The organism is Novosphingobium piscinae (assembly GCF_014230355.1).
In the GTDB taxonomy this organism is placed as follows: domain Bacteria; phylum Pseudomonadota; class Alphaproteobacteria; order Sphingomonadales; family Sphingomonadaceae; genus Novosphingobium; species Novosphingobium piscinae.
The window spans coordinates 43,778-64,712 of the sequence record NZ_JACLAX010000012.1 but is presented as its reverse complement, the minus strand read 5'-3'; the positions used below and the strand labels follow the sequence as shown (position 1 = coordinate 64,712).

Sequence of the window (20,935 nt, the reverse complement as noted above, 5' to 3'; positions counted from 1 at the left end):
GTGTGGGTGGCGGTCATGTCGGAGCCAGTCCCGCAGCAAGGCCGCGCGGCGCGGCGCGGCCCTCGCGGACCCGCAGCACCGCGAGCGCGGCGGCCAGCAGGCCGGCCCCGCAAACGGTCAGCAGCTGGCGCGGGTCACCCCCGAGCAGCCGCTCGTAGAGCCCGAAGCCGAGCCGCACGAAGCCAAGATCGAGCTCGCTCATCAGCACCGAGAACAGCAGCATCGGCAGGACGATCATCATGTTGAAGATCCCCATGTAGACCCCGGTGCGCTCGGGCGGCACGGCGTTGCTGAGGATCGCATAGGGGTTGCCCATGGTGCTGCCCCAGGCCAGCCCGACCCCGATCATCGGCAGGAACAGCAGGGCCTTGTCGGTGATGTGCGGTAGGGCAAGCACGCCGAGCCCTCCGGCCGCCAGGCACAGCGCGTGCATCGGCCCGGGGCCGACGCGGCGAACCAGCGGGACCATGCCGAAGGCGGCGAGACAGGCCACGAGATTGTAGGTGGCCGCCATTTCGCCGTTGGTCAGCACGGCCGCATGGAACCCGCCGCTGGCCGGATCGCTCGTCCCGTAGACGTTCCGGGCGACCACGTAGGGCACGTAGGTCCAGTAGCCCCAGAAGCTGAACCACTGGAACAGGCTCATCAGACCGAGCCGGCGCATCGCCACCGGCATCGTGGCGATGGCGCTGCCGACCTCGGCCAGCGTCGCCCCCAGCCCACGCGGCGCCGCCTCGATGCGCGCACGTTCCTCGGCGCCGAGCGGCAACTCGGGCACGCGCAGGACCGACCAGACGATCGTGCCGAAAGACAGCGCCGCGCCGAACCAGAACACGATCCGCACGGTATAGGGGATGCCGTGGGGATCGACCCAGTCGCGATCCATGCCCAGCATGACCAGCAGCGAGGGGGTCAGATAGGCCAGCATCTGGGCGAGCCCGGTGAAGGCGCTCTGGGTCAGGAAGCCGGTATGTCGCTGGGCCGGGTCGAGCCGGTCGGACACATAGGCCCGGTAGGGCTCCATGGTGATGTTGTTGCCCGCATCGAGCAGCCACATCAGCGACACCGCCATGACGATCGAGGCCGACAGCGGCATGGTGAGCAGGCCGATCGCGCAGAGCACTGCGCCGAACAGGAAGTAGGGCGTGCGCCGTCCCCAGCGGCTGGTCGTGCGGTCCGACAGGGCGCCGATCAGTGGCTGGACGATCAGCCCGGTCATCGGCCCTGCCAGCTGGAGCAGCGGCAGCTGCGCCTCGCTTGCGCCGAGATAGGAGTAGATCGGCCCCATGTTGCCCTGCTGCAATCCGAAGCTGAACTGCAGCCCGAGGAACCCGAGGTTCATCTCGAGGATCCGCGCCAACGACAGGCGCGGCCGGGCGGCATGCAGGTGCTGGTCCATCGGGCGCTCTCCCGTGCGCGATTGCTCGGCCGCGCGCTCCGGCGCGGTTGCCGGCCGCTGCCATGACACAGAGTCGGCGGCGTGACAACAATCGTTTGCAGATTGCCCCGCCCTGGCCGCCTCTGGTCACGCAATCCGATGATAAGGCAGGCAATGATCCGACCATTCAGCGCGGGACTGCGGCGCGCGCCGGTCTCGGTCAGCCGGTGCGCGCGGTGCGCTGCAGATAGGCGAGCGCGTCGCGCTCGATCGTGGTCAGTTCGGCGATGGTCAGGTCGAGCGCGTCGCGCTGCTTGCGCAGATCGACCAGCCGCTCGCGCACCCTTGCGGCCAGACGTTCCATCTGCTCCTGGTGCTCCGGGTCGGCATCGTAGAGATCGAGGAACTCCTTGATCTCGCGGATCGAGAAGCCCAGCCGCTTGCCGCGCAGGATCAGCTGGATCCGGGCCACCTCGCGGCGTGAGTAGATCCGCCGGTTGCCCACCCGCTGGGGATCGATCAGGCCCTCGTTCTCGTAGAAGCGTAGCGTGCGCAGCGTGATGCCCAGCTCCTGCGCCACGTCCTGGATGCCCTGCACCGACGCCTCGCCCTCCCCCCGGGGCCGGGCGGGTTCAGGCGTGGACATGGCGGTCCGGGGCGCCGGTGCGGCGGGGAGGAGGGCTGGGGCGCATGGTCGCTCGTCCTTCGGTCCGGTGTGGCGGGCAGCGCCAGCGTGGCAGCGCCGCCACGCTCATGCGAGCCCTTTCTTGGCTTCTTCCGCGATCAGTTCCTTTTTGGAAAGCTTGCCGATCATCGTCTTGGGCAGGCTGTCACGGAACTCGAAGGCCTTGGGCATCTCCACCGGGCTGAGCCGTTCGGCGAGGAAGGCCTTGAGTTCGTCAAGCGTGAGCGAACCAGGCTCGTGCAATGCGATGAAGAGCTTGGGCGACTGGCCACGATAGGCGTCGGGCACGCCGATCGCTACGGCTTCCTTGATCGCCGGATGGTGGTAGGCGGCATCCTCGATCACGCGCGGATAGACGTTGTAGCCGCCGCACAGGATGACGTCCTTGATCCGGTCGACGAGGAACAGATAGCCGTCCTCGTCGAGGTAGCCGACGTCACCGGTGCGCAGCGCGCCGTCGACCAGCACCGCGCGGGTCTCCTCCTCGCGCTGCCAGTAGCCCTTCATCACCTGCGGCCCGCGCGCCCAGACCTCGCCGCGTTCGCCCTGGGGCAGCAGCCGGGTCGGGTCGGCGGGGTCGCGGATCTCGAGGATCGTCCCCGGGAAGGCCGGGCCGCAGCTGTTCGCCTTGATCACCCCGTCGATCGGGTTGCAGGCGATGATCGGCGAGCTTTCCGACAGGCCGTAGCCTTCCACCACCTTGGCGCCGGTGCGCGCCTCGAACCGCTCGCGCACCTCGAGCGGGAGCGGGGCGCCGCCCGAGATGCAGGCGCGTACGGCAGACAGATCGGGAATGCGCGCCTCGGCCAGATCGTTGATCGCGACGTAGATCGTCGGCACGCCGAAGAACTGGGTCGGGGGCTTGCGCTTCATCGTCGCCAGCACCTGGTCCATCTCGAAGCGCGGCAGCAGCACCATCTCGGTCGCGGTCTCGACCGAGAAGTTGAGCACCGTGGTCAACGCGAAGACGTGGAACATCGGCAGCACCCCGAGCACCCGGCACTGCTCGGGGAGCAGGCCCTCGACATGGCGGACCATCTGCGCGCTGTTCGCGGTGAGGTTGGCATGGGTCAGCATGGCGCCCTTGGGCACCCCGGTGGTGCCGCCGGTGTACTGCAGCACGGCGACGTCGTCGGGGTGGATCGATACCGGATCGGGCCGACCGCGGCTGGCCAGCAAGCGGCGCATGCGCAGGTGCCGGCGCTCGTCGCGGATGCGCGCATGGTCCTTGCGCTTGAACCAGGTGAACCCGAGGCCCTTCAGCCAGGGCAACATGTCGGCCATTTCGCACAGCACGATGGTCTCGAGCCCCGCCCGTTCGGCGACCTCCTCGACCTTGTCGTGGACCAGCGCGACATCGGGAACGGCCAGCATCCGGGTTCCTGAATCGCGAATCTGATGCTCGAGCTCGCGCGCGGTGTAGAGCGGGTTGAAGTTGACCACGATCGCCCCGACGCGCAGCGCGGCGAAATAGAGCACCACGAAGTAGGGGCAGTTGGGCAGGCACAGCCCGAAGCGGTCGCCCGGGCGCAGGCCATGGTCCTGCAGGCCGCGCGCCGCGCGCTCGACCAGTCCGGCCAGCTCGCCATAGGTCCAGGTCCGGCCGAGGAAATCGATCGCCACCCGGGCGGGATGATTGCGCGCCGCGCCGTCCAGCAGGTCGGTCAGCAGCCGCGGCGGGATCGGCGGTCCGGGCCAGGCCGCCGCGGCGGCGGCAGGGGCGGGCGTGGTCACGCCGGGTTCCTCGCGGGATGGCAGCGGATCGGGCAGCGACACGTCAGGGCTCCTTGCGTTGCGAGGGCGGGAGGGCTCAGCGGACCCGTGACCAGGTCTGCGATTTGCACAGCGGCCAGACGATGCAGCCACGCAGCCGCAGCCGGTCAGGACCGAGGATAGTCAGCGTACCGCTGTAGGTGCCGCCGTCTTCGGGGTTGTAGAGCCGGCCGCCGCTCCAGGCGCCATCCTGCCAGCGGAAGCCCTGCAGCATCGGCAGGCCGCGCAGGTTGCGCTGGCGCAGCGCCGGATCGCGGTTCTTGCTGTCGCGCAGATCGGGGTTGGAACGCAGCCCGTCGGACGCCACCAGCGTGCCGCAGAGGCCAGCTGCGCAGCGTGCGATCTCGACGATGCCATGGCGGCTTTCGGTCTGCCAGCGGCCGATCGCCAGGTCGGGCGAGAGCGCGGCGGCCTGCGCCAGCATCAGCACCAGCATCGATCCTCTCCCGTTCGGGCCGCGGCGGTACCGGAGCAGCGGCGCCGGCGGGCCTTGGCCAAGCCTTTCGCCAGACCCTGACCGCCGCACGGCGGGGATTCGGCGTCGCGCGATCATCACTGCTTACGTATAGGTAAGTCAAGACCCCAATGCGTCATCGACATTCCCTATGCGTCGGCAGGCACCGCACGCAGCGACCGGTTGCATTTTTCAGTTGACGTATACGTCATTTATAGCACCATTAGGTCATCCATGAGCGATTCCCTGGAGAGGCTTCGATCAATGCGCAATGTCGTCATCGTGGGCTATGCCCGGTCCCCCTTCCACCTCGCCGGCAAGGGCGCCCTCGCCCGGGTGCGGCCCGATGACCTGGCCGGCCAGGTGATTCGCGGTCTGATCGAGCGGACCGGGGTCAAGGCCGAGGATATCGAGGATATCGTGATGGGCTGCGCTTTCCCCGAGGGTGAGCAGGGCTTCAACATCGCCCGGCTGGTCGGCCTCCTCGCCGATCTGCCGCTGTCGGTCGGCGGGATGACAGTGAACCGCTTCTGCGGTTCGTCGATGAGCTCGATCCACATCGCCGCCGGGCAGATCCAGCTTGGCGCCGGCGAGGCCTTCATCTGCGCGGGCGTGGAAGCGATGAGCCGCGTGCCGATGATGGGCTTCAACCCGCTGCCGAACCCGGCCCTGGCCAAGAAGAGCGCGGCCTACATGGGGATGGGCGAGACGGCCGAGAACGTCGCCAGCAAGTACCAGATCACCCGCGCCCAGCAGGAGGCCTTCGCGGTCGCCAGCCAGGACAAGGCCGCCGCCGCGATCGCCGCGGGCAAGCTGGCGGACGAGATCGTGCCGATCCAGACCAAGGGCGGCATGGTCGACGCTGACGGCACCCCGCGCCCCGGCACCACGGCCGAGGCGCTCGCCGGGCTCAAGCCGGCCTTCAGCAAGGACGGCACGGTCACGGCCGGCACCTCCTCGCCCCTGACCGATGGCGCCAGCGCCGTGCTGGTCACCAGCGAGGACTATGCCCGTGCCAACGGGCTGCCGATCCTCGCGCGGATCAAGGCTGTCGCGATCTCCGGCTGCCAGCCCGAGATCATGGGCATCGGCCCGGTCGAGGCGAGCCGCAAGGCGATGAAGCGCGCCGGGATCACCGCCGACCAGATCGACGTGGTCGAACTGAACGAGGCCTTCGCCAGCCAGTCGCTGGCCTGCATCGCCGACCTCGGGCTCGATGCCGCCAAGGTCAACCTCGATGGCGGCGCGATCGCGATCGGCCACCCGCTGGGGGCCACCGGCGCCCGGATCGTCGGCAAGGCGGCGGCACTGCTGCAGCGCGAAGGGGGCACCTATGCGCTCGCCACGCAGTGCATCGGCGGCGGCCAGGGCATCGCCACGGTGCTGGAGGCGGTGCGATGAGCGCTGTCGAGCCGATCAAGAAGGTCTGCGTGATCGGCGCCGGCACGATGGGTGCCGGGATCGCCGCGCAGGTGGCCAATGCCGGTGTGCCGGTGCTGCTGCTCGACATCCTGCCCAGGGAGGGGGATGATCGCGACGCCGTGGCCAAGGGGGCCGTGGCCAAGATGCTGAAGACCGATCCCGCCCCCTTCATGTCGAAAGCCGCGGCCAAGCTGGTCGAGACCGGCAATATCGAGGATCACCTCGACAAGGCCGCCGAATGCGACTGGATCGTCGAGGCGATCGTCGAGCGGCTGGACATCAAGCAGGCGCTCTATGCCCGGCTCGAGGCGGTCAAGCGCCCCGGCACGGCAGTTTCGTCCAACACCTCGACCATTCCGCTGAACGCGCTGGTCGACGGGCGCGGCGAGCAGTTCCGGCGCGACTTCCTGATCACCCACTTCTTCAACCCGCCGCGCTACATGCGGCTGATCGAGATCGTCCGCGGGACCGAGACCGACGCCGCCGTGGCCGGCCGGGTAGAGGACTTCGTCGATCGCATGCTGGGCAAGCGGGTGGTGCCGACCAAGGACACCCCGGGCTTCATCGCCAACCGCATCGGCACCTACTGGCTGGCCGTGGCGGTGAACGCGGCGATCGACCAGGGCCTGACCATCGAGGAGGCCGACCAGATCGGCGGCAAGCCGATGGGCGTGCCCAAGACCGGGATCTTCGGCCTGATCGATCTGGTCGGGGTCGACCTCATGCCGCTCCTGACCAAGAGCCTGACCTCAACCCTGCCGGCCGGCGATCCCTATTTCGACACCGTACGGCCGATGCCGCTGGTCGACCGGATGATCGCCGAGGGTTACACCGGCCGCAAGGGCAAGGGCGGGTTCTACGCCTTCGACAAGGCGACCAGAACCAAGCAGGCCCGCGATCTGGCGACCGGCGAGTTCCGCGCCACGATCAAGCCCGCCCCCCTGCCCGGCGGGGCCGAGAAGGATCTGGCCGCGCTGGTCGCGGCGCCGGGCAAGGTCGGCGCCTATGCCTGGGAGGTGCTGGGCAAGGTGCTGGGCTATGCCGCCGATCTGGTGGGCGTGGTAGCCGATGACGTGGTCGCCATCGATGACGCGATGAAGCTGGGCTACAACTGGGCGTACGGCCCGTTCGAGCTGATCGACCGGCTCGGGCCTGGTGCCCTGGCGGCGCGGCTCGCGGCCGAAGGGCGCAAGGTCCCGGCGATCCTGCAGACCGCGGGCGAACGTCCGTTCTACCGGGTCGAGGAGGGCAAGCGCCAGTTCCTCGGGATCGATGGCACCTATCGCGGCGTGGTCCGGCCCGCGGGCGTGCTGCTGCTCGAGGACATCAAGCTGGCCAGCAAACCCCTGATCAAGAACGGCTCGGCCGCGTTGTGGGATGTCGGCGATGGCGTGGTCGCGCTGGAGTTCACCGGCAAGATGAACGCGCTGGATGCCGACGTCATGACGCTGATCGGCAAGGCGATCGCGCTGGTGCAGGAGCAGTACAAGGCGCTGGTGATCTACAACGAAGGCAGCAACTTCTCGGCCGGGGCGAACCTCGGGCTCGCCATGTTCGCGGTCAACATCGCAGCCTGGAGCGAGATCGAGAAGCTGACCAAGGGCGGGCAGGATGCCTACCTGGCGCTCAAGTACGCGCCGTTCCCGGTGGTCAGCGCGCCGGCCGGGCTGGCACTGGGCGGCGGCTGCGAGGTGCTGCTGCACAGCGATGCGATCCAGGCCCATGCCGAAAGCTACATCGGGCTGGTCGAATGCGGGGTCGGCCTGATCCCGGGCTGGGGCGGCTGCGGCGAGATGCTCGACCGCTGGAAGAACAACCCGATGCTGCCGAAGGGGCCGATGCCAGCGGTGGCCAAGGTGTTCGAGCTGGTCTCGACCGCCACGGTGGCCAAGTCCGGGGCCGAGGCGAAGGAGCTGGGCTTCCTGCGCCCGACCGACCGCGTCACGATGAACCGCGATCGCCTGCTCGCCGATGCCAAGGCCCGCGCGCTCGAGCTGGTGGAGGGCTACCAGCCGCCGCAGCCGCCTGAGTTCCGCCTGCCCGGCGCGGGCGGCAAGGCGGCGCTGACCCTGGCGGTCAAGGGCTTCCAGGCGCAGGGCCTGGCCACGCCCTATGACGGGGTGGTGGCCGATGCCCTGGCCGACATCCTGACTGGCGGCGAGGCCGATCTGGTCGACGTGCTGACCGAGGCGGACATGCGCGCGCTGGAACGCAAGTCCTTCATGAAACTCGTGCGTGATCCGCGCAGCCAGGCCCGGGTCGAGCACATGCTCGAAACCGGCAAGCCGCTGCGGAACTGATGGGAACCCACCATGCAAGTCTATGACGCTCCCCTGCGCGACATGCGCTTCGTGCTCAACGAGCTGCACACCGACGACGGCTTCGGCGATCTGCCGATCCACGCCGAGTTCACTCCCGACCTGACCGACGCGATCCTGGAGGAGGCCGCGCGGTTCTGCCGTGAGGTGCTGCTGCCGCTCAACCTGCCCGGCGACGAGGAAGGCTGCCGGCTCGAAAACGGGGTGGTGCGCACGCCGGCCGGGTTCATCGACGCCTATCGCCAGTTCGCCGAAGGCGGCTGGACCTCGCTCGCCTCGTCGCCCGAATGGGGCGGCCAGGGGGTGCCCGACGCGGTGGGCAAGCTGGTCGAGGAGATGATCTGTTCGGCCAACCTCTCGTTCGGGCTCTACCCGGGGCTGACCCATGGTGCGGTCTGCGCGATCGAGGGCCATGCCAGCGAGGCGCTCAAGGCCGCCTACCTGCCCAAGCTGGTCAGCGGCGAATGGTCGGGTACGATGTGCCTGACCGAGGCGCACTGCGGCACCGACCTCGGGCTGCTGCGCACCCGCGCCGTGCCGCAGGACGATGGCAGCCACAAGCTCACCGGCGCCAAGATCTTCATCTCGGCCGGCGAACACGACCTGACCTCGAACATCGTCCACCTGGTGCTGGCGCGGCTGCCCGATGCCCCGCCCGGGATCAAGGGGATCAGCCTGTTCCTGGTGCCCAAGTTCCTGCCGCAGGCCGACGGGACCCCCGGCGCGCGCAACGGCGTCAGCTGCAGCGCGATCGAGCACAAGATGGGGCTCAAGGCCTCGGCCACCTGCCAGATGCTGTTCGAGGAGGCCACCGGCTGGCTGGTGGGCGAGCCGCACAAGGGCATGGCCGCCATGTTCACGATGATGAACGCCGAGCGCCTCTCGGTCGGCATCCAGGGGCTGGGCGTGGGCGAGGCGGCCTACCAGGCGGCCGTGTGGTACGCCAAAGACCGGCTCCAGGGCCGCGCGCTGTCGGGGGCGAAGTATCCCGACAAGCCGGCCGATCCGATCCTTGTCCATCCCGACGTGCGGCGCATGCTGATGACCATGCGCGCCTACAACGAAGGCTGCCGCGCCCTGTCGGGCTGGGTCGCCCGCGCGCTCGATGCCGAGGCCCACTCGCCCGATCCCGAGGTGCGCCAGCGCGCCGCCGATTTCGTCGCGCTGATGACCCCGGTGGTGAAGGCGCTGTTCACCGACCTCGCCTCGGACAGCGCCAACCTGGCGATCCAGTGCTACGGCGGTCACGGCTACATCCGCGAGAGCGGGGTCGAGCAGTACGCCCGCGATGCCCGGATCACGATGATCTACGAGGGCACCAACGGCGTGCAGGCGCTCGACCTGGTCGGGCGCAAGCTGGGCGCGCACATGGGCCGCTACCTGCGCAGCTTCTTCCACCCGGTGGCGCAGTTCATCGAGGAGAACAACGTCGAGGGGCCGATGAAGCCGATGATCGAGGCCCTCGCCAAGGCCTTCGGCGCGCTGCAGCTGTCGACCGCGACGATCGCGCAGCGCGGGCTCAAGGACCCGGAGGAGGCCGGCGCCGCCTCGGCCGACTACCTGCGCCTGCTCGGCCTGGTGGCGATGGGCTACTGCTTTGCCCGGGCGACCAAGATCGCCGGGCTGCAGCTGTTCTTCCGCAGCCCGGACAAGGCGTTCTACGATGCCAAGATCAAGACCGCGACCTACTTCTTCGAGCGCATCCTGCCCCAGGCGACCGCCCATTTCCTGGCGATCAAGGCGGGCAAGGCGTCGATGATGGCCCTGGCCGACGACGCGTTCTGACCTGCCCGACCGATCCGGAGACCCGCCATGCAGATCACCATTCCCCACAGCCTCGGCCGCGACGAGGCCCGCCGCCGGATCGAGCAGGGCTTGCCCAAGCTCGCCGCGCACATCCCCGGCGGCGGCTCGCTCGAGTCGGAATGGACCGGCCCCGACACGCTGCAGCTGACCATCGGCGCGATGGGCCAGACCATTCCGGTGACCCTGGCGATCGAGGATGCCGCGGTGACGGGCGAGCTGACCATCCCGGCCTTCCTCAAGATGATGTCCGGCCAGATCGCCGAATTCGTCAAGGTCAGCGCGGGCAAGATGCTCGATAAGCCGTGAGCGCCAGCGGGGGATGCCGGGGTGCGGAGGCTTGGAGCGGGGCGCGCGGCCGTTAGCCTGAGCCCAGGCCCGTTGCGGGCGATCCCACACGAAAAAGGCTTCCCATGATCCAGCGCACCCTGTTCCTCGCCGCGACCGCGGCGACCTTGCTGACGCTTCCCGCCGTTGCCACAGCCCAGTCTGCCGCCGGGGCGGCGGCGGCCACTCCAGCCGATGCCGCGGCCGAGGACGCGCGGCTCACCGCCTTTCTCGACCGCGAATTCGCCGCCGACCTGCAGCAGCGCCCGCAGCTGGCCACGCGGCTGGGCCTCAAGGACGGCAAGGACCGGCTCGACGACATCAGCGAGGCCGCCCAGCTGCGCCGGCTCGTCGCCCGGCGGGCCAGCGCGGCGCGGCTGAAGGCAGGCTTCGTCCGTGACCGGCTCTCAGCCAAGGGCCGGACCAACTACGACATCTGGCTGGTCGAACTCGAGCGCATGGAGCTGCAGTACCGCTATCGCCGGTTCCAGCCGCCGTTCTACTCGTTCCTCTATTCGATCCATGCGACCCTGCCCGATTTCCTGATCAACACCCACACCGTGGCCGATGCCGCGGACATGCGGGCCTACAACGCGCGGTTGCGGGGCATTCCGGCGGTGCTCGACACGGCGCTGGCCCAGACCCGCCAGTCCGAGCAGGTCGGGATCCGCGCGCCGCGCTTCCAGGTCGAGCGGGTGATCGCCGGCGCGGGCAAGCTGATCTCCGGCGCGCCCTTCACGGAAGGGGCGGAGGCGCCGCTCTGGGCCGATGCCCGCGCCAAGGTCGGCAAGCTCCAGGCGGCCGGCACGGTGACCGCGGCCGAGGCCGAGGCGCTGCTCGCCGAGACCCGCGCCGCGCTGCTGGCCCTGCAGCCCGCCTATGCCCGGGTGATCGCCTGGGGCCAAGGCGCGCTGGCGACCGCGCCGAGTGGCCGGGTCGGCGCGATCTCGCTGCCCAGCGGGGCCGCCTGGTATGCTGCGGCGCTGCGGCTGAACACCACGCTCGACCTGACCGCGCGGCAGATCCACGCGATCGGCCTGGCCGAGCTCAAGCGGATCGAGGGCGAGCAGGACCAGCTGGCGCGCAGCGCGGGCTTTGCCGATCACCAGGCCTTCTATGCCGACCGCGCCAAGCGCTTCCCGCCGCAGCCGTGGACCGACGCGCTGCGCGAGGACTACCTGCGCCGCGCCAACGCGATCGTCGCGCGCAACCGCACGCTGCTCTCCAGCCACTTCAACGCCCTGCCGCAGTACCGCATGGAGGTGCTGCGCGAACCGGCGTTCAGCGAGGTGGCGGGCGGCGCCGCCCATGCCGCCGCACCGAGCCCGGACGGCGTGCGCCCGGGCCGGGTCTACGTTCACCTGCTCGGCCAGACCAAGGACCCGGCCAAGCTTACCGACCTGATGTGCCACGAGGCCGTGCCGGGCCACGTCATGCAGGGCGACATCCAGGCCCGCCAGACCGGCACCCCCCGGTTCCGGCTGGTCGGCGGCTATGTCGCCTTCGGGGAGGGCTGGGGCCTCTATTCCGAACAGCTCTGCAAGGAGATGGGCGCCTACCAGGACGTGGCCGAGGACTTCATGCGGCTCGACCAGGAACACTTCCGGGCCGCCCGGCTGGTGGTCGACACCGGGCTCCACGCGCTCGGCTGGACCGAGGACCAGGCGGTCGACTTCATGATCAAGACCGGCCGTCTCTCGCCCGACCAGGCGCGGTCGGAGGTGCGGCGTTACATCACCCTGCCCGGCCAGGCGACCGGCTACAAGATCGGCATGATCAAGATCAACGAGCTGCGCCGCAAGGCCGAGGCGGCGCTGGGCGCCCGTTTCGACATCAAGGGCTTCAACGACCTGATCATCAGCGACGGCTCGCAGCCGCTCGGCATCCTCGAGCGCCGCGTCGACGAATGGATCGCGAGCCGGAGCTGACGGCGGAGGCGCAGCGGAAGCCGGCAGCGGCCGGGCGCAGTGGCGGAGCGGGAGGGATTCGAACCCTCGATACGCTTTTGACGTATACTCACTTTCCAGGCGAGCGCCTTCGACCACTCGGCCACCGCTCCGCGTGCACTGGAAGGCCAGCGCCCTAGCGAGGGCCGGGGGGTTTCGCAAGCGCCGGGTGCGTGGCACAGTACGGCCATGCCGACCCCGCCGCGCCGTACCGCCCGCTCCGCCCCGCTCCCCGCCCCCGTGCTGCGCGCCGCCGCGCTGCTGGTCGCCGCCGCTGCGCCGGCACAGGCGGCCACGCCGGTGCCGACCCCGGCCGAGATCGTCGCCGCAGCCCCGGCGGATGACTGGGCCGCCATCGCCGCGGACGACCTGCTGGTGATGGACCTGGCCCCCGACGCTGCCGGCCAGGATCGGCCGGGCAGGCCGCGCCGGGTGGTGATCCAGCTGCTGCCCGAGCCCTTCGCCCGGCCGTGGATCGCCAACCTGCGCCAGCTGGCGACGGCCGGCTGGTGGGACGGGCTGTCGGTCAACCGCGTCCAGGACAACTACGTGGTGCAGTGGGGGGATGCCGAGGCGGAGGACAAGGCGAAAGCGCGCCCGCTGCCCGCCGGCCTCTCCCCCACCACGGAGCAGGACTATGCGGCACGGTGGGCTCCCGGACTCGTGCCCTGGGCGCTCACCCCGATGGGCCAGACCGCGCCCGAGGTGCCCCCGCCCAGCCCGGCCGCCCCGGCCGCGATCACCGCGCCGGTGCGCGATGCCTATGCCGCCGCCTTCGGCTTCCGTGGCGGCTTCCCGGTCGCGCTCGGCTATCCCGAGGGCCCGCCCAAGGCGTGGAAGACGGTTGCCCCGGTCCAGGCCTGGCCGATCCACTGCTACGGCACGGTCGGCGTCGGCCGCAACATGCCGCCCGATGCCGGGACCGGGGCCGAGCTCTACGCGGTGATCGGCACCCCGCCGCGCCACCTCGACCGCAACATCGCCGTGGTCGGCCGGGTGATCGAGGGGATCGAGCATCTCTCCTCCCTGCCGCGCGGCACCGGGCCGCTGGGGTTCTACCAGAGCGCCGCCGAGCGTACGGCGATCCGCACGATCCGCCTCGGCAGCGCGGTCCCCGACCTGCCGCGCTACCAAGCGCTGTCGACCGCAGCCGCCAGCTTCGCCCGCTATGTCGAGGCGCGCGCCAACCGCCGCGACACGTTCTTCGTCAAGCCCGCCGGCGGGGTCGACATCTGCAACCTGCCGGTGCCGGTGCGCCGGGCGCCTTAGCCTGATCCGGCAGAGGTCTGTTCCTGTGTCCCCCTTCCCGCCTACAGCCGGTCCGCCGTCGCCACCGCCTCGCTCGCGCGCAGCGCCGAGACGATGCGGGTGAGATGGGCGAGATCGGTCACCTCGATATCCACCTCGTAGGTGCCGAACAGGCTGTCGCGCCCGGTCATTTCCAGCCGCACGATGTTGGCCCGGGCATTGGCGAAGATCCCGGTCATCTCGGCGAGCGTACCCGGGCGGTTGTAGAGCACGCAGCGCACCTGGCCGACCGCGCCGGTGCTGCGTTCGCCCCAGGACAGGTCGAGCCAGTCGGCATCGATCCCGTCGGCCAGCTTGAGGCAGTCGATCGCGTGGACCTCGACCCCCTCGCCCGGGCGGCGCAGCCCGACGATCCGGTCGCCCGGGACCGGGTGGCAGCAGTCGGCGAGCCGGAAGCCCATCCCCGGGGTGAGCCCGCGGATCGAGATCGCGCGCTCCTGCTTGGGCCAGTCCTCGGGATCGGTGATGGTCCGCGCCGAACCCGGGACCAGCGCCTCCATCACCGAGCGGTCGTCGATCTTGGCCGTGCCGATCGCGACCATCAGGTCGTCCTCGTCCTCCAGCCCGAGCCGCTGCACCGCCTCCTTGAGCGCCTTCTTGCCGACCTTGGTGGGCAGGCGCCCGGCGATCTCCTCGTAGAGCTTGCGCCCGATCGCGGCGATCTCCTCGCGCTCCTTGGCACGCACCGCGCGGCGGATCGCGGCGCGGGCCTTGCCGGTGACGACGAAGGACAGCCACGAGAGCTGCGGCGAGGAATTCTTGCTCTTGATGATCTCGACCACGTCGCCATTGCCCAGCGGGGTGCGCAACGGCACGTGGCGGCCGTTGATCTTGGCCCCCACCGCCATGCTGCCCAGATCGGTGTGGACCGCATAGGCAAAGTCGATCGGGGTGGCGCCCTTGGGCAGCTGGTGCAGCGCGCCCTTGGGGGTGAAGGCGAAGATGCGGTCCTGGTAGATCGCCAGGCGGGTGTGCTCGAGCAGCTCCTCGGCATCGTGGCTGGCGTCGACGATCTCGATCAGGTCGCGCAGCCAGCGCACCTCGCCATCGGGGCGGACCCCGCCCTGCTTGTACGACCAGTGCGCGGCCAGGCCGTACTCGTTGGTCTCGTGCATGCCGCGGGTGCGGATCTGCACCTCCATCCGCATCGAGTTCTCGAAGATCAGCGCGGTGTGGAGCGAACGGTAGCCGTTCGACTTGGGGGTGGAGATGTAGTCCTTGAAGCGGCCCGGGATCATCTGCCAGGTCTGGTGCAGCACGCCGAGCGTGCGGTAGCACTCCTCGACGCTGTCGACGATCACGCGGAAGGCCATGATATCGGTGATCTGCTCGAAGGAGACATGGCGTTCGGCCATCTTCTTCCAGATCGAATAGGGGTGCTTCTCGCGTCCCGAGACCTCGACCTTCAGCCCGGCCTCGGCCAGGGCCTGCTTGATCGACAGCGCGATCGCATCGACCTGGCCGCCTTCCGAGCTGCGGATCTGCGCCAGCCGCCCGGTGATCGTGGCATAGGCTTCGGGCTCGAGCTGCTCGAAGGCCAGCAGCTGCATCTCGCGCATGTATTCGTACATGCCCACCCGCTCGGCCAGCGGGGCGTAGATCTCCATCGTCTCGCGGGCGATGCGGCGGCGCTTGTCCTCGCTCTTGATGAAGTGGAGCGTGCGCATGTTGTGCAGCCGGTCGGCCAGCTTGACCAGCAGCACGCGCAGGTCCTCGCTCATCGCCAGCAGGAACTTGCGGAGGTTTTCGGCAGCCCGCTCGCTCTCGGTCATCGCCTCGATCTTCGAGAGCTTGGTGACCCCGTCGACCAGCCGCGCCACGTCTGGCCCGAACAGCCGCTCGACCTCCTCGACCGTGGCGAGGGTATCCTCGACCGTGTCGTGGAGCAGCGCGGTGATGATCGTGTCCTGGTCGAGCTCGAGCTCGGTCATCAGCCCGGCCACCTCGACCGGGTGCGAGAAATAGGGATCGCCGCTGGCCCGCTTCTGCGTGCCGTGCTTCTGCACGGTGTAGACATAGGCGCGGTTGAGCAGGGCCTCGTCCGCCTCCGGATTATAGGCCTTCACCCTTTCGACGAGTTCGTATTGGCGGAGCATACAATCGCTAGATGGGCGGAACCGGGGGCCAAGGGCAAGGGCGTTGACACCTGCCGCGCGTTTTTGTGCCGGCCGTGCGATCGGCCTGGTCGCGCCGTCCGGCGGCCCGGGCGTGGCGGGCAAGCAGGGCCAGCAACGCGGAATTGTCTGCGCGCTCAACCACATGGCTCAGCTGCCCGCGGTGCAGCACCGGCCGCAGCGTACCCTGTTCGAGGCGGTGGAGCAGCCCGGCCACTGTGACCTTCCGCAGCGGTGCGGGCCGGCTGCGCGGGGCGCGGCCAAGCGCGATGTCCCAGGCCGCGGCGAAGCCCTCGGCCCCGGCGCGGCGGCGCAGGCGATAGGCACTCTCGCGGCTCAGCCCGACCCGCGCCGCGGCGGTGCGCACGCAGCGCGTCTCGGCCAGATGGCCGATGAACCGCGCCTGGCGCGGCGGGGTCCAGCCATCGCCGCGGGTGCGCAGCGGGACAGGATGGAACGCGGGAAGGCGGCGGCGGGCGGTGGGTTGGGTCATCCGCCGGATTAGGACCGATCGGCGGCGGGTAGGAAAGGGGTGATCCGCGGCGGGCGGCGGGCGGAGAGGCCAGCCCTACCCCTTGGTCAGGACCCCGCAGACGATCCGCGAGCCGCTGTTGCCGGCGGGATCGGTCTTGTAGTCATCGGGACCGGCGTGGAGCACCAGCGCGCTGCCATCGGCATCGAACAGCGCGGTGGCAAGTGCCTGGGGATCGCCGGCGAAGTGGATGCGGGCGCTGATCCGGCCCTGGGCGTCGGCGGTCAGGTTGGGCAGGTCGCCGAGGTGGCTGCCCGCCGGATTGTCGATCCCGTGCGCCTTGGCCGCGGGGTTGAGGTGGCTCCCGGCGGAGAGGAAGGCGGGACCGGCGCACTGGCCGACCGCGTGCAGGTGCAGCCCGTGCGGCCCGGCGGGAACGCCAGTGATCTCGACCACGATCACCGCGTGGCCATCAGCCGAGATGATCCGCGCCAGCCCGGCGGGAGTCCCGTCGGAATGGACCAGCCTGGCCGTGGCGAGCGGCGGCGCCAGCGCGGGGGCGGTCGGTTCGGCTGCGGTGGCGGCAGCCGGCCCCGCGACGACAAGCGCGGCGGGCACGGCAACGGCCAGGGCCGCGGGCAGGGCCAGCGCCCGGGGGGCGGGGATCAGCTTGGCACGGGTCATCGGCATCCTCCTTGGCCCCGCGCGGGTCGCCGGGGCGGGCCGCCGGCACGGGCTGGCCGGCACGGGCTGGCTGGGCTGGCAACGCGCGGGACCCGGCCTGGTGCCCCGCGCGCGGACCAGCGCCGCGCCGGCCGGCTCAGGACCAGGTGGCCTCGGGCGGCAGGCTCATCAGGATCGCGTCGATATTGCCGCCGGTCTTGAGCCCGAACAGCGTGCCGCGATCGTAGACCAGGTTGAATTCGGCATAGCGCCCGCGCCATTCGAGCTGCTGGGCCTTGTCCGCCGGCGTGAAGTCCAGCCCCATGCGGCGCCGCACCAGCCGCGGGAACACGCTGAGGAAGGCGCGGCCGACATCCTGGGTATAGGCGAAGTTCGCCTCCCACATGGCCGAGCCCCCGTCCTCATCCGGCGTGCATTCGAGGTGATCGTAGAAGATCCCGCCGACCCCGCGGTGGACCTTGCGGTGCGGGATGTAGAAGTACTCGTCGGCCCAGGCCTTGTGCTTGGCATAGTAGTCCGGGCTGTGGCGGTCGCAGGCGGCCTTGAACTCGGCGTGGAACTCGGCGGTGTCCTCGTCATAGGGCAGCGGCGGGTTGAGATCGGCGCCGCCGCCGAACCAGGCCTTGGTGGTGGTGAGGAAGCGGGTGTTCATGTGCACCGCGGGAACATGCGGATTGGCCATGTGCGCGACCAGGCTGATCCCGGTGGCGGAAAAACCCGGGCTGTCGGCGCTGGCGCCGTTGACCGAGCCGGCGAACTGCGGGCTGAAGGCGCCGCGCACGGTCGAGACGTTGACCCCGACCTTCTCGAAGACCTTGCCCTTCATCAGCCCCTGGGTGCCGCCGCCGGTGTCCTGGCCCTCGCCCTCGCCCTCGACCGACTGGCGGGTCCAGGGGGTATAGGCGAAGCTGGCCGCGCTGCCGGCTTCGCGCTCAATCGCCTCGAATTCGGCGCAGATCAGGTCGCGCAGGTGCTCGAACCACTGCCGGGCGCGTTCGGTGTACGGTGTCCAGTCGGTCAAGCAGTCCTCTCCCTTGGTTCGGGTCCGGCATCATCCAGGTCCGGTCCGGCGCAGTGTGGACCCGCGCGCCGGACGCCCCGGCCGACCCTTGCCATCTGCCCGCAGTTCCGGCAAGCGCGCAACATGGTTCCCTTTTCGTTCGCTGGGCAGGAATGGCGCTGGGTGGCCGGACGGAAGGGCGGCGGGCAGGCGCTGTTCTGGCCGGCCGAGAATGCGCTGCTGGTGGCCGACCTCCACCTCGAGAAGGCCAGCGCCTATGCCCGCACCGGGCAGTTCCTGCCACCCTACGACAGCCGCGAGACGCTGGGCCGGGTCGCCGCGGCGCTGCGCCAGACCGGGGCGCGGCGGGTGTTCTGTCTGGGCGACAATTTCCACGACGCCGAAGGCCCCGCCCGGCTTGAGCCCCACGCCGCCGGGATGCTGGCCGCGCTGACCCGCGCGACCGACTGGGTGTGGATCACCGGCAACCACGATCCGGTGCTGGCCCCCGCCGGGACCTGGGGCGGCATGGTGACCGAGGCCCTCGCGGTGGGCGGGGTGGCGCTGCGCCACCAGGCCAGCGCCGCCACCGCCGCGCCCGAGCTGTCGGGGCATTACCATCCCAAGCTGCGCGTGCGGGTGCGCGGGCGGCAGATCGCCCGGCCCTGCGCGGTGCGCAGCGAGCGCCAGCTCGTGCTCCCCGCCTTCGGCGCGCTGACCGGAGGGATGGACGCGGCCGACCCGGCGATCCTCGCGGCGCTGCAGCCGGCGCGGGCGATCGACGCGGTGCTGGCGGCGGGCGACCGGTTGGTCGAATACCCGCTGTGGCGGGGGTGAGCGCCGGAGGGCCGGGCCGCAGCGCGTGGGCTTCGACAGGCTCAGCCCGAGCGGATGCTTAAGCCTGGGGCCGGGCGGTTTCTGGTCACCGCATCAAGGCCCGCCCGGGCTGAGCCTGTCGAAGCCCACACACCACCGCCGGCCCCCGAAAATTTTTCACGCGGCGAATCCTTGACGCTGCCTGCACCCCCTCCCATATCCGCGGCGCTGGCACTCTCCACCGGTGAGTGCCAAAATCCATGCAACCTTTGGAAGAGGTACACTCATGACTTTTCGTCCGCTGCACGACCGCGTGCTGGTCCGTCGCGTCGAGGCCGAGGAAAAGACGGCCGGCGGCATCATCATCCCCGACAGCGCCAAGGAAAAGCCCGCCGAGGGTGAAATCGTGGCGGTCGGCTCGGGCGCCCGCGCCGAGGACGGCAAGGTTACCCCGCTCGACGTCAAGATCGGCGATCGCGTGCTGTTCGGCAAGTGGTCGGGCACCGAGGTCAAGGTCTCGGGCGAGGACCTGCTGATCATGAAGGAATCGGACATTCTGGGAGTTATCGGCTGATCAGCCGATAACGGACATCCTGACGCAGGTCGGGATCTCCACCCCACTCACGCAACTTTTCGAGGGCGCACCAAGTCGCCCGCGATCCCGGGGCAAGCCCGGGACGATGATAGAGAAGGAAACACACAATGGCTGCCAAGGACGTCAAGTTTGGGCGCGACGCGCGCGAACGCATCCTCAAGGGCGTGGACATCCTCGCCGACGCGGTGAAGGTCACGCTGGGCCCCAAGGGCCGCAACGTCGTCATCGAGAAGAGCTTCGGCGCGCCGCGCATCACCAAGGACGGTGTGTCGGTCGCCAAGGAGATCGAACTCAAGGACAAGTACGAGAACCTCGGCGCGCAGATGCTGCGCGAGGTCGCCTCGAAGGCCAACGACGCCGCGGGTGACGGCACCACCACCGCCACCGTGCTGGCTCAGGCGATCGTCCGCGAGGGCCTGACCGCCGTGGCCGCGGGGATGAACCCGATGGACCTGAAGCGCGGCATCGACATCGCCGTCGGCAAGGTCGTCGAGGACCTCAAGGCCCGTTCGACCCCGGTTTCGGGTTCGGCCGAAATCGCCCAGGTCGGCATCATCTCGGCCAACGGCGACACCGAGGTCGGCGAGAAGATTGCCGAGGCGATGGAGAAGGTCGGCAAGGAAGGCGTGATCACCGTCGAGGAGGCCAAGGGTCTCGAGTTCGAGCTGGATGTCGTCGAAGGCATGCAGTTCGACCGCGGCTACCTCTCGCCCTACTTCGTTACCAACCCCGAGAAGATGGTTGCCGAGCTGGATAACCCCTACATCCTGATCCACGAGAAGAAGCTGTCGTCGCTGCAGGCGATGCTGCCGATCCTCGAGGCCGTGGTGCAGTCGGGCCGTCCGCTGCTGATCATCGCCGAGGACATCGAGGGCGAGGCGCTCGCCACTCTGGTCGTCAACAAGCTGCGTGGCGGCCTGAAGATCGCCGCGGTCAAGGCGCCGGGCTTCGGCGACCGCCGCAAGGCCATGCTGGGCGACATCGCCACGCTGACCGCCGGCGAGATGATCTCGGAAGACCTCGGCATCAAGCTCGAGAGCGTCACGCTGTCGATGCTCGGCCAGGCCAAGAAGGTCACCATCGACAAGGACAACACCACGATCGTCGACGGCGCCGGTTCGGCTGACGACATCAAGGCCCGGGTCGAGCAGATCCGCGCCCAGATCGAAGTCACCACCAGCGACTACGACCGCGAGAAGCTCCAGGAGCGTCTCGCCAAGCTGGCCGGCGGCGTGGCCGTGATCAAGGTCGGCGGCGCCACCGAGGTCGAGGTGAAGGAGCGCAAGGACCGCGTCGACGACGCGCTCCACGCCACCCGCGCCGCGGTCGAGGAAGGCATCGTCCCGGGCGGCGGCACCGCGCTGCTCTATGCCACCAAGGCCCTCGAAGGCCTGAAGGGCGCCAACGACGACCAGACCAAGGGCATCGACATCGTGCGCCGCGCGATCCAGACCCCGCTGCGCCAGATCGCCGCGAACGCCGGCCATGACGGCGCCGTGGTGGCGGGCAACCTGCTGCGCGAGGGCGATCAGAACCAGGGCTTCAACGCCGCGACCGACACCTACGAGAACCTCAAGGCGGCCGGCGTGATCGACCCGACCAAGGTCGTGCGCACTGCCCTGCAGGACGCGGCCTCGGTCTCGGGCCTGCTGATCACCACCGAGGCGGGCATCGTCGAGCGCGCCGAGGACAAGCCCGCCATGCCGGCAATGCCGGGCGGCGGCATGGGCGGCATGGACTTCTGAGGTCTACGCCAAACCACGCAGAAACGGGGCCGGGAGAGCAATCTCCCGGCCCTTTTTCGTGGCGGTTGAACGGCTTGCTGGTCCCCGCCGCCACC

At 69.8% G+C, this 20,935-nt stretch carries 17 protein-coding genes and 1 tRNA gene; 9 read left to right on the top strand and 9 right to left on the bottom strand.

The genetic code is table 11. The features are described from left to right. Nucleotides 1–13: 13 nt before the first annotated feature. The 4 genes from H7F53_RS12450 to H7F53_RS12435 all read right to left on the bottom strand — a co-directional run bounded on the left by H7F53_RS12450 (nucleotide 14) and on the right by H7F53_RS12435 (nucleotide 4,272). Nucleotides 14–1,399: an MFS transporter gene (locus H7F53_RS12450; protein ID WP_246438874.1), complete on the bottom strand. Its 1,386-nt coding sequence runs from the start codon at nucleotides 1,397–1,399 to the stop codon at nucleotides 14–16. 199 nt (nucleotides 1,400–1,598) lie between these two features. Continuing rightward, on the bottom strand, nucleotides 1,599–2,024 hold the full coding sequence (locus tag H7F53_RS12445; protein WP_185679820.1) for a MerR family transcriptional regulator: 426 nt from the start codon (nucleotides 2,022–2,024) through the stop codon (nucleotides 1,599–1,601). A gap of 105 nt (nucleotides 2,025–2,129) precedes the next feature. After that, nucleotides 2,130–3,839 carry a long-chain-fatty-acid--CoA ligase gene (locus tag H7F53_RS12440; RefSeq protein ID WP_379542770.1) on the bottom strand — a complete coding sequence of 570 codons (1,710 nt, stop codon included), beginning with the start codon at nucleotides 3,837–3,839 and terminating at the stop codon, nucleotides 2,130–2,132. 34 nt (nucleotides 3,840–3,873) lie between these two features. Continuing rightward, nucleotides 3,874–4,272: a DUF2147 domain-containing protein gene (locus tag H7F53_RS12435; RefSeq protein ID WP_185679819.1), complete on the bottom strand. Its 399-nt coding sequence runs from the start codon at nucleotides 4,270–4,272 to the stop codon at nucleotides 3,874–3,876. Between the two features lie 282 nt (nucleotides 4,273–4,554). Here H7F53_RS12435 and H7F53_RS12430 point away from each other — a divergent pair, with 282 nt between their 5' ends. The 5 genes from H7F53_RS12430 to H7F53_RS12410 all read left to right on the top strand — a co-directional run bounded on the left by H7F53_RS12430 (nucleotide 4,555) and on the right by H7F53_RS12410 (nucleotide 12,088). Beyond that, entirely contained in the window at nucleotides 4,555–5,691 is a 1,137-nt protein-coding gene (locus H7F53_RS12430) for a thiolase family protein (RefSeq protein ID WP_185679847.1), read from the top strand. Continuing rightward, nucleotides 5,688–8,012 (top strand): 3-hydroxyacyl-CoA dehydrogenase/enoyl-CoA hydratase family protein, encoded by a 2,325-nt coding sequence (locus tag H7F53_RS12425; protein ID WP_185679818.1) that lies wholly within the window; start codon nucleotides 5,688–5,690, stop codon nucleotides 8,010–8,012. Before H7F53_RS12430 ends, H7F53_RS12425 begins: the two co-directional genes overlap by 4 nt. Nucleotides 8,013–8,024: 12 nt before the next feature. After that, complete coding sequence (locus H7F53_RS12420; protein ID WP_185679817.1) at nucleotides 8,025–9,815, top strand: acyl-CoA dehydrogenase C-terminal domain-containing protein; 1,791 nt, start codon at nucleotides 8,025–8,027, stop codon at nucleotides 9,813–9,815. A 27-nt stretch (nucleotides 9,816–9,842) separates the two neighbouring features. After that, nucleotides 9,843–10,142, top strand: coding sequence for a polyhydroxyalkanoic acid system family protein (locus H7F53_RS12415; RefSeq protein ID WP_185679816.1), 300 nt, complete (start codon nucleotides 9,843–9,845; stop codon nucleotides 10,140–10,142). A 104-nt stretch (nucleotides 10,143–10,246) separates the two neighbouring features. Further along, on the top strand, nucleotides 10,247–12,088 hold the full coding sequence (locus H7F53_RS12410) for a DUF885 domain-containing protein (RefSeq protein WP_185679815.1): 1,842 nt from the start codon (nucleotides 10,247–10,249) through the stop codon (nucleotides 12,086–12,088). Between the two features lie 40 nt (nucleotides 12,089–12,128). Here H7F53_RS12410 and H7F53_RS12405 read toward each other — a convergent pair. Beyond that, nucleotides 12,129–12,219 (bottom strand) — tRNA-Ser (locus H7F53_RS12405). Between the two features lie 76 nt (nucleotides 12,220–12,295). On the opposite strand from H7F53_RS12405, the gene H7F53_RS12400 reads away from it, so the two are divergent. Continuing rightward, entirely contained in the window at nucleotides 12,296–13,375 is a 1,080-nt protein-coding gene (locus H7F53_RS12400; RefSeq protein WP_185679814.1) for a peptidylprolyl isomerase, read from the top strand. Nucleotides 13,376–13,416: 41 nt separating this feature from the next. Here the strand turns inward: H7F53_RS12400 and H7F53_RS12395 are convergent, their stop codons facing one another. The 4 genes from H7F53_RS12395 to hemF form a co-directional block, all read right to left on the bottom strand. Beyond that, nucleotides 13,417–15,510, bottom strand: coding sequence for a RelA/SpoT family protein (locus tag H7F53_RS12395; RefSeq protein WP_185679813.1), 2,094 nt, complete (start codon nucleotides 15,508–15,510; stop codon nucleotides 13,417–13,419). Between the two features lie 7 nt (nucleotides 15,511–15,517). Then, nucleotides 15,518–16,021 (bottom strand): hypothetical protein, encoded by a 504-nt coding sequence (locus H7F53_RS12390; protein ID WP_185679812.1) that lies wholly within the window; start codon nucleotides 16,019–16,021, stop codon nucleotides 15,518–15,520. A gap of 75 nt (nucleotides 16,022–16,096) precedes the next feature. After that, nucleotides 16,097–16,684 carry a superoxide dismutase family protein gene (locus H7F53_RS12385; protein ID WP_221773723.1) on the bottom strand — a complete coding sequence of 196 codons (588 nt, stop codon included), beginning with the start codon at nucleotides 16,682–16,684 and terminating at the stop codon, nucleotides 16,097–16,099. A 136-nt stretch (nucleotides 16,685–16,820) separates the two neighbouring features. Beyond that, a complete protein-coding gene (gene hemF / locus H7F53_RS12380; protein WP_185679811.1) occupies nucleotides 16,821–17,705 on the bottom strand; it encodes an oxygen-dependent coproporphyrinogen oxidase in 885 nt (294 codons plus the stop codon). A gap of 123 nt (nucleotides 17,706–17,828) precedes the next feature. On the opposite strand from hemF, the gene pdeM reads away from it, so the two are divergent. The 3 genes from pdeM to groL all read left to right on the top strand — a co-directional run bounded on the left by pdeM (nucleotide 17,829) and on the right by groL (nucleotide 20,840). Beyond that, the gene (gene pdeM / locus H7F53_RS12375; protein WP_185679810.1) at nucleotides 17,829–18,521 is read left to right on the top strand and encodes a ligase-associated DNA damage response endonuclease PdeM; all 693 of its coding nucleotides are present in this window, start codon (nucleotides 17,829–17,831) and stop codon (nucleotides 18,519–18,521) included. 265 nt (nucleotides 18,522–18,786) lie between these two features. Next, nucleotides 18,787–19,074 (top strand): co-chaperone GroES, encoded by a 288-nt coding sequence (groES, locus tag H7F53_RS12370; RefSeq protein ID WP_185679809.1) that lies wholly within the window; start codon nucleotides 18,787–18,789, stop codon nucleotides 19,072–19,074. Nucleotides 19,075–19,202: 128 nt separating this feature from the next. Continuing rightward, the gene (gene groL / locus H7F53_RS12365) at nucleotides 19,203–20,840 is read left to right on the top strand and encodes a chaperonin GroEL (RefSeq protein ID WP_185679808.1); all 1,638 of its coding nucleotides are present in this window, start codon (nucleotides 19,203–19,205) and stop codon (nucleotides 20,838–20,840) included. Nucleotides 20,841–20,935 lie beyond the last annotated feature (95 nt).

Excerpts from the sequence above, each read along its gene's own strand:
- H7F53_RS12450 (WP_246438874.1), bottom strand. The coding sequence starts at position 1,399 with ATGGACCAGCACCTGCATGCCGCCCGGCCGCGCCTGTCGTTGGCGCGG.
- H7F53_RS12445 (WP_185679820.1), bottom strand. The coding sequence starts at position 2,024 with ATGTCCACGCCTGAACCCGCCCGGCCCCGGGGGGAGGGCGAGGCGTCG.
- H7F53_RS12435 (WP_185679819.1), bottom strand. The coding sequence starts at position 4,272 with ATGCTGGTGCTGATGCTGGCGCAGGCCGCCGCGCTCTCGCCCGACCTG.
- H7F53_RS12430 (WP_185679847.1), top strand. The coding sequence starts at position 4,555 with ATGCGCAATGTCGTCATCGTGGGCTATGCCCGGTCCCCCTTCCACCTC.
- H7F53_RS12425 (WP_185679818.1), top strand. The coding sequence starts at position 5,688 with ATGAGCGCTGTCGAGCCGATCAAGAAGGTCTGCGTGATCGGCGCCGGC.
- H7F53_RS12420 (WP_185679817.1), top strand. The coding sequence starts at position 8,025 with ATGCAAGTCTATGACGCTCCCCTGCGCGACATGCGCTTCGTGCTCAAC.
- H7F53_RS12415 (WP_185679816.1), top strand. The coding sequence starts at position 9,843 with ATGCAGATCACCATTCCCCACAGCCTCGGCCGCGACGAGGCCCGCCGC.
- H7F53_RS12410 (WP_185679815.1), top strand. The coding sequence starts at position 10,247 with ATGATCCAGCGCACCCTGTTCCTCGCCGCGACCGCGGCGACCTTGCTG.
- H7F53_RS12400 (WP_185679814.1), top strand. The coding sequence starts at position 12,296 with ATGCCGACCCCGCCGCGCCGTACCGCCCGCTCCGCCCCGCTCCCCGCC.
- H7F53_RS12395 (WP_185679813.1), bottom strand. The coding sequence starts at position 15,510 with ATGCTCCGCCAATACGAACTCGTCGAAAGGGTGAAGGCCTATAATCCG.
- H7F53_RS12390 (WP_185679812.1), bottom strand. The coding sequence starts at position 16,021 with ATGACCCAACCCACCGCCCGCCGCCGCCTTCCCGCGTTCCATCCTGTC.
- H7F53_RS12385 (WP_221773723.1), bottom strand. The coding sequence starts at position 16,684 with ATGACCCGTGCCAAGCTGATCCCCGCCCCCCGGGCGCTGGCCCTGCCC.
- pdeM (WP_185679810.1), top strand. The coding sequence starts at position 17,829 with ATGGTTCCCTTTTCGTTCGCTGGGCAGGAATGGCGCTGGGTGGCCGGA.
- groES (WP_185679809.1), top strand. The coding sequence starts at position 18,787 with ATGACTTTTCGTCCGCTGCACGACCGCGTGCTGGTCCGTCGCGTCGAG.
- groL (WP_185679808.1), top strand. The coding sequence starts at position 19,203 with ATGGCTGCCAAGGACGTCAAGTTTGGGCGCGACGCGCGCGAACGCATC.